Source organism: Azospirillum formosense (genome assembly GCF_040500525.1).
Taxonomy (GTDB): domain Bacteria; phylum Pseudomonadota; class Alphaproteobacteria; order Azospirillales; family Azospirillaceae; genus Azospirillum; species Azospirillum formosense_A.
Map to the genome: position 1 here is coordinate 2,716,238 of NZ_CP159402.1, position 13,411 is coordinate 2,729,648.

Below are 13,411 nucleotides of genomic sequence, written 5' to 3' on the forward strand. Positions count from 1 at the left end.
CTGACCAGCGCTCCGATCAACGCCCAGATCAACGGATTGATCTGAACTTCGACGACAACCGGCTGTTGCCGATGCTGTACGGGGAGCATGACCGCCACCTCGCCCGCATTGAGAACCAGCTGGGCGTTTCCCTGATCTCCCGCGGCAACACGCTGACCATCGCCGGCCCGGCGGAATCGTCGGAAGCCGCCCGTTCGGCCATCGACGCCCTCTACGAGCGCCTGAAGCGCGGCATGACCGTCGGCACCGGCGAGGTGGACGCCGCCGTCCGCATGGCGACCGGCGTCGGCGGCGCGGTGCGCGACCAGAATCTGGCGACGCTCAGCCGGGGCGAGGTTGCGGTGCGCACCCGCCGCAAGGGCGCCATCACCCCGCGCTCCCCCATGCAGGCGGCCTATCTGCAGGCGCTGGCGGAAAGCGAGATGGTCTTCGGCCTCGGCCCCGCCGGCACCGGCAAGACCTACCTCGCCGTGGCCCAGGCGGTGGCGCTGCTGACCACCGGCCAGGTGGACCGCATCATCCTGTCGCGCCCCGCCGTCGAGGCGGGGGAGCGGCTGGGCTTCCTGCCCGGCGACCTCAAGGAGAAGGTGGATCCTTATCTGCGCCCGCTCTACGACGCGCTGCACGACATGCTGCCGGCGGAGCAGGTGAAGAAGCGGCTGGAGTCCGGCGAGATCGAGATCGCGCCGCTCGCCTTCATGCGCGGCCGCACGCTCGCCAACGCCTTCGTCATCCTGGACGAGGCGCAGAACACCACGCCGATGCAGATGAAGATGTTCCTCACCCGCCTGGGCGAGGGGGGCCGCATGGCGGTCACCGGCGACATCTCCCAGACCGACCTGCCGGCCGGCGCCAAGTCCGGCCTGCGCGAGGCGCTGGACATCCTGGAAGGGGTGGAGGGCATCCGCTTCGTCCAATTCACCGCCGCCGACGTGGTGCGCCACCCGCTGGTCGCCCGCATCATCCGCGCCTATGACCGTGCCGAGGGCGCCCGCGCCGAGAACGACCGGGCCGCGGAGGACCGTGCCCGGGGCACCCGCGCCGACGGCCGGCGCCGGCCGGCCCCGGACGGGGAGGGAACACCGTGATGGCCGTCGACGTCGTCGTTTCACGTGAAGCGGGCGAGTGGGCGGACAACGCCGAATGGCTGTGCGAACAGGCGGCGCTGGCTGCGCTCTCCGTCACCTACGACGAGGATGAGGGGCCGGCGGAGCTGTCCGTCGTGCTGGCCGACGACGCGCTGGTGCACCGCCTGAACCGCGAATACCGTGGCAAGGACAAGCCGACCAACGTCCTGTCCTTCGCCCTGACCGAGGCGGAGGAGCCCGAACTGGGCGAGGACGCGCCGGTCATGCTGGGCGACGTGATCCTGGCCTGGGAGACCGTCGCCCGTGAAGCCGCCGAGCAGGGTAAAACCCCTTCGGACCATATGACCCACCTTGTGGTGCATGGCGTTCTTCATTTGCTCGGGTATGATCACGAGACGGATGACGAGGCCGAGGAGATGGAGCAGCTCGAAACCGATGTGCTCGCGACCCTCGGAATCGCCGATCCGTACGCCGCCACGCGCTCTCCGCCCGGAGAGCCGAACCTGGACGAACAACCACCGGACCGATGAGCGAGATTTCCGACAGTCGAACGCCCCGTGAAGACGGGGCCGACGATCAACAATCCTTGGGCCACCTGTTTCGCGGGTGGATGAGGACCGTTCTGGGGGGGCGCGACGATGCCACCCTGCGCGCCACGATCGAGGACCTGATCGAGGATCAGGACAGCGGTGAGGGATCGCTGGGGGCGGGCGAGCGTGCCCTGCTCGCCAACATCCTGAAGCTGCGGGACCGCACCGTCGACGACGTGATGGTGCCCCGCGCGGACATCGTGGCGGTGGAGGTGGACACGCCGTTCCCCGCCCTCGTCCAGCGCATGGCGGAGGAAGCGCATTCCCGCCTGCCGGTGTTCCGTGAAACGCTCGACGACGTCGTCGGCATGGTCCACATCAAGGACGTGCTCGTGGCGATGGCCAGCCGGACGCCGGTCGAACTCAAGGACATCGTGCGCGATCTCAGCATCGTCGCGCCCAGCATGCCGGTGGTCGACCTTCTGGTCCAGATGCGCCAGAAGCGCCAGCACATGGCGCTGGTGGTCGACGAGTTCGGCGGCATCGACGGACTCGTCACCATCGAGGATCTGGTCGAGGAGATCGTCGGCGAGATCGAGGACGAGCACGACGAGGAAGCGACTCCCCATTTCGTGGAACGTCCCGACGGCTCGATCATCGCCGACGCCCGCGTCTCCATCGAGGATTTCGAGGACCGCGTCGGCGCCTTCCTGACCGAGGAGGAGCGCGAGGACATCGACACGCTCGGCGGTCTCGTCGTGTCGCTGGCCGGGCGGGTGCCGGGCAAGGGGGAGATGCTGGTCCATCCCTCCGGGCTGGAGTTCGAGATCGTCGAGGCCGATCCACGCCGCATCAAGCGGCTGCGCGTCCGCACCGCCCCCGCCGAGAATTCGGCCCTGGCCGAGGTCGGGTAAGCCTCCCGGGGTCTTTCACCACGAAGGCACGAAGGACACAAAGACGGCGCAAAGAGGCTCTATCGCATCACCGGCATCACGGCTGGTGCGGGGGCGTCTTTGCGACCCTCTTGGTGTTTTCGTGCCTTTTTCGTGATTCCGTTTCCAGACCGGCCCGTTTCGCCGCACCGGCCCACCCGCTTCCGGAGTTCCTTCCCTTGACCGCCACCGACATGACGACCACCCCGGCCCGGCTGGGCCGCCTGTCCGCGGGCCTGGCCGGGCTGACCGGCTGGCGCCGGCTGCTGGCGGCGGCGGGGTTCGGCGGGCTGGCGACGCTGGCGCTGCCGCCGGCCGACGCGGTGCCGCTGCTTCTGATCGCCTTTCCGGGGCTGCTCTGGCTGCTCGACGGGGCGCGGACCAAGCGGCAGGCCTTCGCGGTCGGCTGGTTCTTCGGCTTCGGCCATCACCTGCTCGGCCTCTACTGGATCAGCGCGGCTCTGTTCACCGACATCGACCGCTTCTGGTGGGCGCTGCCGCTGTCGGCGGCCGGGCTGCCGATCCTGCTGGCGATGTTCACCGGCTTCGCCACGCTGCTGGCCTGGACGCTGAAGGGACGGGGGCTGGGGCGGGTGTTCCTGTTCGCCGCCTCCTGGGCGCTGTTCGAATGGCTGCGCGGCCATGTCTTCACCGGCTTCCCGTGGAACCTGATCGGCTATGGCTGGACGGGCGTCCTGCCGGTTCTGCAGGGCGTCTCGCTGATCGGTGTCTATGGCCTCAGCCTGCTGACCGTGCTGGTGGCGTCGCTGCCGGTGGCGCTTTCCGACCCGGCGGTGCCGCGCCGCCGCGCCTGGGGGACGTTGGCCGCCGGGCTGGCGCTGTTCGCGGCGCTGGGCGCCTGGGGCGGGCTGCGGCTGGCCGGGGCGTCGGACGCGACGGTTCCGGACGTGCGACTGCGGCTCGTCCAGCCGGCCATCGACCAGCGGTTGAAATGGGCGGCGGGCGAGCGGGTGCGCAACGTCCAGCAGCAGATGGAACTCTCCGTCGCTCCCGCCGCGGATCCCGCAACCGCCGGACCCATCACCCATGTGATCTGGGCGGAGACCGCGGTGCCCCTGTTCCTCGACCAGGACGCCAGCCTGCGCCAAGCGCTGGGGTCGGTCACCCCGCCGGGCGGGCTGCTCATCACCGGGGTGCCGCGGATGGAGGCCGGGCCGGAAGGCGAGCCGCTCTATTACAACAGCCTGGCGGCGGTGGACGGCAGTGGGGCGGTGACGGGGCGCTTCGACAAGTTCCACCTCGTGCCCTTCGGCGAGTACATGCCGTTGCGCCGCTGGCTGCCGGTCGGGGCGATCGCCGGCAACGGGGCGGAGTTCTCCGCCGGGCCGGGACCGGTGTCGCTGGACCTCAAGGGCCTGCCGCCGGTCAGCCCGCTGATCTGCTACGAGGTCATCTTCCCCGGCGCGGTGCTGCCCGCGTCGCGGGACGGTGCCACCCGGCCGCGCTGGATGCTGAACCTGACCAACGACGCCTGGTACGGCAACACCGCCGGCCCTCACCAGCACTTCGCCATCGCCCGGACCCGCGCGGTCGAGGAGGGGATGCCGCTGGTCCGCGTCGCCAACACCGGCATCTCCGGCGTCGTGGACTCCCACGGCCGCATCACGGCCATGCTTCCGCTTGGTCACAGGGGTGTGGTCGATGCGGCCTTGCCGGAGGCGCTGCCCACCCCCACTCTCTACGGACGTGTGGGCGACGGCGCGTTTGGGTTGCTTCTTTTGACCTGTTTCGCGGTGGGCCTGCGCGCACGACATCGCGGTTAGCGCAACCGAGACTCTTTTTTCAATCACGCGCATCGGGAGCGCTCGGGTGCCCTTGACTGCATACATGGATATGTCGTATCAAGGTTGCACAACTGTTTCAGGGAATTAGAGCAATGCCAGCAACAGAAACGCGGGGCCGCCGGGCCGCTGCCGGTCGCCCCAAGACGGGCAAGCCGAACCCGATCGACGTTCACGTCGGCTCCCGCGTCCGGTTGCGCCGGACCCTTCTGGGAATGAGCCAGGAGAAGCTGGGGGAGGCCATCGGCCTGACCTTCCAGCAAGTGCAGAAGTACGAACGCGGCGCCAACCGCATCGGCGCCTCGCGCCTGTTCGACCTCAGCCGCGTCCTGGACGTGCCGGTGTCCTTCTTCTTCGACGACATGCCGGCGGAAGCCGCCGCGGCCCCGGTTGACGACGACGAGGCCGGCGGCGCCGGTTTCGAGGAGCGTTCGGGCGGCTACGAGCCGGACCCGATGGCCAAGCGCGAGACGCTGGAGCTGGTGCGCGCCTACTACCGCATCAACGACCCGTCGGTGCGCAAGCGCCTGTTCGAGCTGACCAAGGCCGTCGCCAATTCCGGCATGGTCGAAGCGGCCGAATAAAGGGTTCGAAAGCCCGAGCCGAACAACCGGAAGCAATCCGGACGGCAGGACGATTGGGGAACGCGGCCCTCCGGCCCGTTCCCCGATGTCATTTTTAAGGGGAATTTCTACCCGCCTCCTCCAACCGCGGGGAGATCGCTTGACCTGGAACGCAAACCTTGTCACATACGGCAAACGACTGGCTTTCCGTGGGTGCTGCGCCGGTCTCCCAAAAATCTTCTGTTGAATAGCACCCGCCCATTGCCGAGGTTCGTCGTGGCCAAGCTCAACTACGTGTTCACCAGCGAGTCCGTGTCCGAAGGCCATCCGGACAAGGTGTGCGACCGCATCTCCGACGCGATCGTCGATCTGTACCTGTCGCACGACCCCTACGCCCGTGTGGCGGTGGAGACGCTGGCGACCACCAACCAGATCGTTCTGGCCGGTGAGGTGCGCGGGCCCGAGAGCATCACCCCCGACATGCTGGTGCAGGTCGCCCGCGCCGCGGTTAAGGACATCGGCTACGAGCAGGACGGCTTCCATTGGGAGAAGATGGACGTTAAGTGCTTCGTCCACTCCCAGTCCGCCGACATCGCCGTGGGCGTCGACGCCGCCGGTGAGAAGGACGAAGGCGCCGGCGACCAGGGCATCATGTTCGGCTACGCCTGCAACGAGACCCCGGCCCTGATGCCGGCGCCGATCTACTACAGCCACGCCATCCTGAAGTCGCTGGCCGAGGCGCGCCACTCCGGCGCCGCCCCGCAGCTCGGCCCCGACGCCAAGAGCCAGGTGACGCTGCAGTATGAGAACGGCAAGCCGGTGCGCGCCACCGCGGTGGTCGTCTCCACCCAGCACGCCGAGGGCCTGACCCAGGAGGAGGTGCGCGAGATCGTCCGTCCGCACGTCCTCAACTGCCTGCCGGCGGGCTGGATGTGCGACGAGGCGAACTTCTACGTCAACCCGACCGGCCGCTTCGTCATCGGCGGCCCGGACGGCGACGCCGGCCTGACCGGCCGCAAGATCATCGTGGACACCTACGGCGGTGCCGCCCCGCACGGCGGCGGCGCCTTCTCCGGCAAGGACCCGACGAAGGTCGACCGCTCGGCCGCCTACGCCGCGCGCTACCTCGCCAAGAACGTGGTCGCCGCCGGCCTGGCCGAGCGCTGCACGATCCAGCTCTCCTACGCCATCGGCGTGTCGAAGCCGCTGTCGGTCTATGTCGACACCCACGGCACCGGCACGGTGGACGAGGACCGGCTGTCGGAGGTCCTGCAGAAGCTGGTGGACCTCTCCCCGCGCGGCATCCGCACGCATCTGGGCCTGAACCGTCCGGTCTATGCGCGCACCGCCGCCTACGGTCATTTCGGCCGCGAGGCGGAGGCCGACGGCGGCTTCTCCTGGGAGAAGACCGACCTCGTCAACGATCTGCGCACCGCTTTCTTCTAAGAGCGGCTTCTTCCAAGACCGGACCCGTTCGTCCGGGACGCAGGGGCCGTACGGCCCCTGCGTTCGTTTTGGGACCATGCTGTCACGATGACCGACTCCTTCCTGGACTCGTCCAAGAGGCTCTATGGGCGGCGCAAGGGGCGCCCGCTCCGCAAGCGCAAGACCGAGCTGCTCGATGGGCTCCTGCCGTCGCTGGAAATCCCGGTGCCGCAGCCGGGCGACCGCGTCGATCCCCACGCCCTGTTCGCCGCCCCCATGCGCGACATCTGGCTGGAGGTCGGCTTCGGCAGCGGCCACCATATGGCGTGGCAGGCGGCGAACAACCGCGACGTGGGCGTGATCGGCGCCGAACCCTTCATCAACGGCGTCGCCGGCCTGCTCAAGCTCGTCGACGACGAGAAGGTCCAGGACAACGTCCGGATCCTGCCGGACGACGCCCGCCCGCTGCTCGACGCGCTGCCGGACGCCTCCATCGGGCGCGCCTTCGTGCTGTTCGCCGATCCCTGGCCGAAGAAACGCCATTGGGAACGCCGCTTCATCGGCCCGGACAATCTGCCGCGCCTCGCCCGCGTTCTGAAGGACGGGGCGGAACTGCGTCTGGCCAGCGACGACATGGGGCTGGTGCGCTGGATGCTGGAGCACACGGTCCGCCACCCCGACTTCGAATGGACCGCCCGCGGCCCGTCCGACTGGCGCCGCCGCACGGCGGACTGGCCGCCCACCCGCTACGAGGAGAAGGCCATCGAGGCCGGGCGCAAGCCGGTCTTCATGCGCTTCATCCGCAAGGCGCGGGGGTAGACGCCACCGGCTCGCCGTAATGCTCCACCACCGGGAACGGGTCGTAGAAACGGTGGAGCAGTGCCTTCCAGCGGGCGTAGCGGTCGGATCCCCGGAAGCCTTCGGTGTGGTCCTCCAGCCGCTCCCAGCGGACGAGCAGAAGGTAGCGGTCCGGCGCCTCCAGGCAGGGCCGCACCTCCAGCCCGAGGAAGCCCGGAGTCGCGACGATCAGGGGCTGCGCCTCAACCATCGCCCGTTCGAAGGCCGTGCCCAGGCCGGGCCTGACGGTCAGGAGAGCGGTTTCAAGGATCACGGCGGCCTCCGTTCCGAGGGTGTTTTCCGGGAGGCACGGCGGCCGCCGAGGGCTTGACGATACCCCGGCCAAAGCCCTCCACCAAGGCCTGGGCATAGGACTTTGCGGAAAAGCGCTTGCGGCCTGCTCCGGAATGTCTATATTCACCGCATGAACCCATACGGATCGGCGGCTCGGGAAACCGGGCCGGCGGGACGCTTTGCGGGTGGGCCTTGGCCCACTTATTTTTTTATCAGCGTATGGAATCCCCGTGTTGGTCCCAGGGCGCTGTGCCAGGGGAGACCGCGGGGGCGGGTCAGGTGGAATGGAAGCAACCGGTCGTATCGAGCAGATCATCACGCCGTCGGTCGAGGCCATGGGCTACGAACTCGTGCGTGTGCAGTTGACCGGTGGGCAGCGCATGGTTCTGCAGGTCATGGCGGAACGCGCCGACGGCGCGCCCATGACGGTCGAAGACTGCGCCGACATCAGCCGCGCGATCTCCGCGGTGCTCGACGTTGAAGATCCGATCAAGAGCGCCTACACGCTGGAGGTCAGCTCGCCCGGCATCGACCGGCCGCTGACCCGTCTGAAGGATTTCGAGCGTTTCGCCGGTTTCGAGGCCAAGCTGGAGACCCGGCTCGCCGTCGATGGCCGCAAGCGCTTCAAGGGCATGCTGAAGGGCGTCGACGACGGCCTCGTGTGCATCGAATCGGAACAGGGAGCCGCCCGGCTGGAGTTCGACAACATCCTGCGCGCCAAGCTGGTCTTGACGGATGAATTGATCCGCGCCAGCCAGGGCCAGGGTTGACGGCCGCTCCGGGCTTCACTCGAAGAACAAACGCCAGTCCAGGAAGTGTGACGGATGGAACTGCTGCAAGTCGCTGACGCGGTTGCCCGCGAAAAGAACATCGACCGGGACGAGGTCCTGGAGGCGATGGAGCAGGCGATTCAGAAGGCCGGGCGCTCCAAGTACGGCCACGAGCACGACATCCGCGCCCGCATCGACCGCAAGACGGGCGACATCCACCTGACCCGCCACCTGGAGGTGGTCGAGGCGGTGGAGAACGAGGCGACCCAGGTGACCCTCGCCTACGCCCAGCGCCGCAAGCCCGGCGCCCAGGTCGGCGATTTCCTGGTCGATCCGCTGCCGCCCATCGACTTCGGCCGCATCGCCGCCCAGACGGCCAAGCAGGTCATCGTCCAGAAGGTCCGCGACGCGGAGCGCAAGCGCCAGTTCAACGAATACAAGGACCGCACCGGCGAGATCGTCAACGGTCTGGTCAAGCGCGTCGAATACGGCAACGTCACCGTCGACCTGGGCCGCGCCGAAGCGATCCTGCGCCGCGACGAGTTGCTGCCGCGCGAGCATTTCAAGAACGGCGACCGCGTGCGCGCCTACATCTACGACGTCCGCGAGGAAGCGCGCGGCCCGCAGATCTTCCTGTCGCGCACGCATCCGATGTTCATGGCGAAGCTGTTCGCCCAGGAAGTGCCGGAGATCTACGACGGCATCATCGAGATCAAGGCGGTCGCCCGCGACCCGGGCTCGCGCGCCAAGATCGCGGTGATCAGCCACGACAGCTCCATCGACCCGGTCGGCGCCTGCGTCGGCATGCGCGGCAGCCGCGTCCAGGCGGTCGTCGGCGAGCTGCAGGGCGAGAAGATCGACATCATCCAGTGGAACCAGGAGCCGGCGACCTTCATCGTCAACGCCCTGGCCCCGGCCGAGGTCGCCAAGGTCGTGATGGACGAGGACAACAGCCGCATCGAGGTGGTGGTGCCCGACGACCAGCTGTCGCTGGCCATCGGCCGCCGCGGCCAGAACGTGCGGCTCGCCACCCAGCTCACCGGCTGGGACATCGACATCCTGACCGAGCAGGAGGAGTCGGAGCGCCGGTCGGAGGAATTCCGCAGCCGCTCGCAGCTCTTCATGGAAGCGCTGGACGTGGACGACGTGATCGCCCATCTCCTGGTCGCCGAGGGCTTCACCTCCGTGGAGGAGATCGCCTACGTCGAGACCGAGGAGCTGGCCGAGATCGAGGGTTTCGACGAGGACGTGGCGGAGGAGCTGAAGCAGCGCGCCCTGAACTTCCTCGACGAGCAGGACGTCCGCATGACCGAGAAGCGCCAGGCGCTCGGCGTCGAGGACGCGGTGGCGGAAATCACCGGCTTCAGCCCCACCCTGCTGGTCAAGCTGGGTGAGAACGGGGTGAAGACGATGGACGACCTCGCCGATCTCGCCGCGGACGAGCTGCGGGACATTCTCGGCAAGGAGGCCCCGACGGAAGACGAGGCCAACGAGATCATCATGGCCGCCCGTGCCCACTGGTTCGATGGCGAGGAGGGCGCGCCCGCCGAGGCGCAACCCTCCGCCGACGACCAGGCGGCGCAGAGCTGAGCCGGGATACAGGACGCACAAACGGTACGGATGGTTGGGCTGAGCGACAGGAACGAACAGACTCCGGCGGACGGTGAACCGGACGGCCTCGCGGCCGAAGAGGAGACGCTGCTGCCGGCGGACCTGGAAAAGGGCCCGCTGCGCCGCTGCATCGCCACCGGAACCGTGCAGCCGAAAGACGGCATGATCCGCTTCGTGGTATCACCCGACGGCGAGATCGTGCCCGATCTGGAGGAACGGCTTCCGGGCCGCGGCCTCTGGTTGTCAGGGGACAAGGCGGCCTTTACGAAGGCCATCGCCAAGAACATGTTCGCCAAGGCGGCGCGGCGCGCGGTGCGCGTCCCGCCCGATCTGGCGGAACGGCTGGAGCGGTTGTTGGAACGGCGGTGCCTGGATGCCTTCGGGCTGGCGCGCCGGGCCGGGCAGGCTCTGGCCGGATACGAAAAGGTGCGCGAGGCGCTGAAGACCAACCAGGTCGGACGCGCCGGACCGCCCTATCTGCTGGTCGAGGCCAGCGACGGTTCGCCCGACCAGCGGGGCAAGATCACAGCGCTGGCGCCGGATATGCCGGTCGTGGACCTCTTCGACGCCGCGGCGATGGCCGCGGCCCTGGGGCGGGAAAACGCCGTGCATGCGGTGGTGGCGCGCGGGAAGCTGGCCAAGGGATTGGCACGCGACTCCGCGCGTCTCAAGGGTATCAAGGGCTTTGTCGCCGGCTCTCCGCCGGCCGGCCACGTAAGCAACGTCTGACCATTCGGGAACCGATGACCGACAGCAACGACCAGGACCAAAAGAAAGTCTTGCACCTCTCCGGCTCCGGCAAAGGGAAGCTGGAGCTGAAGAAGCCGGTCGAGACCCAGGTCCGGCAGAGCTTCTCCCATGGCCGGTCGAAGCCCGTGACCGTGGAGGTCAAGCGTAAGCGGGCCGTGGAGAAGGGCGCCCTGCCGGGCGTGGCCGACGGCGGCGCCGCCGCGCGTCAGGCCGCCCAGGGCATTCCCGTCCGCGGCGTGCCGGGCCAGCGCCAGCGCGGCGGCGGCGGTGCCGTCCGTCAACTGACCAACCAGGAACGCGAAGCGCGCATCCGTGCTCTGCAGGGGGCGGCCGAAGACAACCGCCGCCGCGCCGAGGAGGAGGCCGAGGCCGCCGTCCTGGCCGCCGAAGCCGCTGCCCGCGCCGCCGAGGAGGCGGCCTCCCAGCCGGCCCCGGTGGTCGAGGAGGAGCCGGAGATCCTCGACGCCGAGACGCTGCGCCAGCGCGAGCTGGCCGAGTTGCGCGGCATCGAGGAGGCGGAGCGCGCCAAGGCCCAGGAGGCCGAGCGCCGCCGCCAGGAAGAGGAAGCCAAGCGCAAGGAGGCCGAGGAGGCCAAGCGCAAGGACACCGAGCAGACGCGTCCGCAGGGCGCGGGCGCCCGTCCCGCCGCCGGCGGGGCCGGTGCGCGCACCGCCGCCACCACGGAGGCTCCGGCCGCCCGTGGTCCGGGGGCTCCGGCCGCTCCCCGCTTCGGCGAGGAAGAGGACGACCGCCGCGGCAAGCCCGGGAACAAGAAGGCCCCGGCGCCGGCGCCGGTCCGCAAGGCCGCTCCGGGCGCCGATCGCCGCAAGGGCTCCAAGATGACCGTCTCGCAGGCGCTGAGCGACGAGGGTGGTGAGCGCACGCGCTCGCTGGCCGCCGTCCGCCGTGCCCGTGAGCGCGAGCGGCTCCGTCAGATGAGCCGTCAGGAGACGCAGAAAGTGACCCGCGACGTCGTGCTGCCCGAGGTCATCACCGTCCAGGAGCTGGCGAACCGCATGGCGGAACGCGGCGCCGACGTGATCAAGCAGCTCATGCGCATGGGCGTGATGGCCACCATCAACCAGACGATCGACGCCGACACGGCGGAGCTGATCATCTCCGAGTTCGGCCACCGCGTCCGCCGCGTGTCCGAGGCGGACGTCGAGGTCGGCCTGCGCCTCAACGACGATGCGGAAACGGCGCTGATGCCGCGTCCGCCGGTCGTCACGATCATGGGCCACGTCGACCACGGCAAGACCTCGCTGCTCGACGCCCTGCGCCAGACCGACGTGGTCAGCCGCGAGGCCGGCGGCATCACCCAGCACATCGGCGCCTATCAGGTGCAGCTGGAGTCGGGTGCGAAGATCACCTTCATCGACACGCCGGGCCACGCCGCCTTCACCGAGATGCGCGCCCGCGGCGCCAACGTCACGGACGTGGTGGTGCTGGTCGTCGCCGCGAACGACGGCGTCATGCCGCAGACGATCGAGGCGATCCATCACGCCAAGGCCGCGAAGGTTCCGATCATCGTCGCCATCAACAAGATCGACCTGCCCGACGCCAAGCCGGAGCGTGTCCGCCAGGAACTGCTCCAGCACGAGCTGGTCGTGGAAGAGCTGGGCGGCGACATCCAGACCGTGGAAGTCTCGGCCAAGGCCAAGCGCAACCTGGACAAGCTGGAGGAGGCCATCCTCCTGCAGGCGGAAATCCTGGAGCTGAAGGCCAACCCGGAGCGCACCGCCGAGGGCGTCGTGGTCGAGGCCAAGCTGGAGCGCGGCCGCGGCTCGGTCGCCACCGTGCTGGTCCAGCGCGGCACGCTGAAGGTCGGCGACGTGTTCGTCACCGGGTCGGAGTGGGGCCGCGTCCGCGCCCTGGTCAACGACCGCGGCCAGAGCGTCGAGCAGGCCGCTCCGGCCAGCCCGGTCGAGGTGCTCGGCCTCAACGGCACGCCGCTCGCCGGCGACGACTTCACCGTCGTCGAGTCGGAAGCCCGCGCCCGTGAGATCGCCGAGTTCCGCCAGCGCAAGAAGCGCGAAGCCGCCAACGCGGCGTCGGCCCGCGGCTCGCTGCAGGACATGTTCAGCCGCATCCAGGCCGGCGAGGCCAAGGAACTGCCGGTCGTCATCAAGGGCGACGTGCAGGGCTCCATCGAAGCGATCTCCAACGCCCTGGAGAAGCTCACGGCGGAGAACACCGAGGTCAAGGTCCGCGTGCTGCACGCCTCGGTGGGTGCGATCAACGAGTCCGACATCACGCTGGCGAACGCCTCCAACGCGATGGTCATCGGCTTCAACGTCCGCGCCAACCCGCAGGCCCGCGACATGGCCAAGCGCGACAGCGTCGAGATCCGCTACTACTCGATCATCTACAACGTGATCGACGACGTGAAGGCGGCCCTCACCGGCATGCTGTCGCCGACCCTGCGCGAGCGCTTCATCGGCTACGCCGAGATCCGCGAGGTGTTCAACATCACCAAGGTCGGCAAGGTCGCCGGCTGCATGGTCACGCAGGGCACCGTCAAGCGCGGCGCCGGCTGCCGCCTGCTGCGCGACAACGTCGTCATTCACGAGGGCACGCTCAAGACGCTCAAGCGCTTCAAGGACGAGGTCAAGGAAGTGCGCGAGGGTTACGAGTGCGGCATGGCCTTCGAGAACTACGACAACATCCTGGCCGGCGACATCATCGAGGCCTTCGAGATCGAGGAGGTGGCGCGCGAGCTGTAAGCCCGCCGCCGCACCCCGGCTCTCGGACCGGTCGCAGACGACGTTACAGATGACAAGGGCGCCCGTGCGCCCTTGTCGCGTTTTCG

12 protein-coding genes are annotated in these 13,411 nt (G+C 68.9%); 11 read left to right on the plus strand and 1 reads right to left on the minus strand.

Annotated elements, in window-relative coordinates; translation table 11 throughout:
- The first annotated feature begins 71 nt into the window (after nucleotides 1-71).
- From ABVN73_RS12995 to ABVN73_RS13025, 7 genes are all read left to right on the plus strand, one after another.
- A complete protein-coding gene (locus tag ABVN73_RS12995) occupies nucleotides 72-1,088 on the plus strand; it encodes a PhoH family protein (RefSeq protein ID WP_247888286.1) in 1,017 nt (338 codons plus the stop codon).
- A complete protein-coding gene (ybeY, locus tag ABVN73_RS13000; protein WP_145676368.1) occupies nucleotides 1,088-1,618 on the plus strand; it encodes an rRNA maturation RNase YbeY in 531 nt (176 codons plus the stop codon). The genes ABVN73_RS12995 and ybeY overlap by 1 nt, the downstream gene beginning before the upstream one ends.
- Complete coding sequence (locus tag ABVN73_RS13005; RefSeq protein ID WP_353858346.1) at nucleotides 1,615-2,532, plus strand: hemolysin family protein; 918 nt, start codon at nucleotides 1,615-1,617, stop codon at nucleotides 2,530-2,532. Before ybeY ends, ABVN73_RS13005 begins: the two co-directional genes overlap by 4 nt.
- Nucleotides 2,533-2,729: 197 nt before the next feature.
- A complete protein-coding gene (gene lnt, locus ABVN73_RS13010; protein ID WP_353858347.1) occupies nucleotides 2,730-4,334 on the plus strand; it encodes an apolipoprotein N-acyltransferase in 1,605 nt (534 codons plus the stop codon).
- A 113-nt stretch (nucleotides 4,335-4,447) separates the two neighbouring features.
- Nucleotides 4,448-4,936 (plus strand): helix-turn-helix transcriptional regulator, encoded by a 489-nt coding sequence (locus tag ABVN73_RS13015; RefSeq protein WP_353858348.1) that lies wholly within the window; start codon nucleotides 4,448-4,450, stop codon nucleotides 4,934-4,936.
- A gap of 255 nt (nucleotides 4,937-5,191) precedes the next feature.
- Complete coding sequence (gene metK / locus ABVN73_RS13020; protein ID WP_353858349.1) at nucleotides 5,192-6,361, plus strand: methionine adenosyltransferase; 1,170 nt, start codon at nucleotides 5,192-5,194, stop codon at nucleotides 6,359-6,361.
- A gap of 87 nt (nucleotides 6,362-6,448) precedes the next feature.
- Nucleotides 6,449-7,159, plus strand: coding sequence for a tRNA (guanine(46)-N(7))-methyltransferase TrmB (locus tag ABVN73_RS13025; protein ID WP_353858350.1), 711 nt, complete (start codon nucleotides 6,449-6,451; stop codon nucleotides 7,157-7,159).
- On the opposite strand, the gene ABVN73_RS13030 is transcribed toward ABVN73_RS13025, so the two are convergent.
- Nucleotides 7,137-7,451 carry an antibiotic biosynthesis monooxygenase gene (locus tag ABVN73_RS13030; RefSeq protein ID WP_353858351.1) on the minus strand — a complete coding sequence of 105 codons (315 nt, stop codon included), beginning with the start codon at nucleotides 7,449-7,451 and terminating at the stop codon, nucleotides 7,137-7,139. The genes ABVN73_RS13025 and ABVN73_RS13030 overlap by 23 nt on opposite strands.
- 304 nt (nucleotides 7,452-7,755) lie before the next feature.
- Here ABVN73_RS13030 and rimP point away from each other — a divergent pair, with 304 nt between their 5' ends.
- The 4 genes from rimP to infB are packed head-to-tail and all read left to right on the plus strand — an operon-like array spanning nucleotide 7,756 to nucleotide 13,325.
- Nucleotides 7,756-8,241, plus strand: coding sequence for a ribosome maturation factor RimP (gene rimP / locus ABVN73_RS13035; protein ID WP_014238849.1), 486 nt, complete (start codon nucleotides 7,756-7,758; stop codon nucleotides 8,239-8,241).
- Between the two features lie 54 nt (nucleotides 8,242-8,295).
- On the plus strand, nucleotides 8,296-9,831 hold the full coding sequence (gene nusA / locus ABVN73_RS13040) for a transcription termination factor NusA (protein ID WP_353858352.1): 1,536 nt from the start codon (nucleotides 8,296-8,298) through the stop codon (nucleotides 9,829-9,831).
- A 30-nt stretch (nucleotides 9,832-9,861) separates the two neighbouring features.
- Entirely contained in the window at nucleotides 9,862-10,581 is a 720-nt protein-coding gene (locus ABVN73_RS13045; protein ID WP_353858353.1) for an RNA-binding protein, read from the plus strand.
- Nucleotides 10,582-10,595: 14 nt separating this feature from the next.
- Nucleotides 10,596-13,325: a translation initiation factor IF-2 gene (gene infB, locus ABVN73_RS13050; protein ID WP_353858354.1), complete on the plus strand. Its 2,730-nt coding sequence runs from the start codon at nucleotides 10,596-10,598 to the stop codon at nucleotides 13,323-13,325.
- Nucleotides 13,326-13,411: the final 86 nt, after the last annotated feature.

Coding starts and splice junctions, on each gene's coding strand:
- ABVN73_RS13045 (WP_353858353.1), top strand. CDS start 9,862: ATGGTTGGGCTGAGCGACAGGAACGAACAGACTCCGGCGGACGGTGAA.
- nusA (WP_353858352.1), top strand. CDS start 8,296: ATGGAACTGCTGCAAGTCGCTGACGCGGTTGCCCGCGAAAAGAACATC.
- rimP (WP_014238849.1), top strand. CDS start 7,756: ATGGAAGCAACCGGTCGTATCGAGCAGATCATCACGCCGTCGGTCGAG.
- ABVN73_RS12995 (WP_247888286.1), top strand. CDS start 72: ATGCTGTACGGGGAGCATGACCGCCACCTCGCCCGCATTGAGAACCAG.
- ybeY (WP_145676368.1), top strand. CDS start 1,088: ATGGCCGTCGACGTCGTCGTTTCACGTGAAGCGGGCGAGTGGGCGGAC.
- ABVN73_RS13005 (WP_353858346.1), top strand. CDS start 1,615: ATGAGCGAGATTTCCGACAGTCGAACGCCCCGTGAAGACGGGGCCGAC.
- infB (WP_353858354.1), top strand. CDS start 10,596: ATGACCGACAGCAACGACCAGGACCAAAAGAAAGTCTTGCACCTCTCC.
- ABVN73_RS13025 (WP_353858350.1), top strand. CDS start 6,449: ATGACCGACTCCTTCCTGGACTCGTCCAAGAGGCTCTATGGGCGGCGC.
- ABVN73_RS13015 (WP_353858348.1), top strand. CDS start 4,448: ATGCCAGCAACAGAAACGCGGGGCCGCCGGGCCGCTGCCGGTCGCCCC.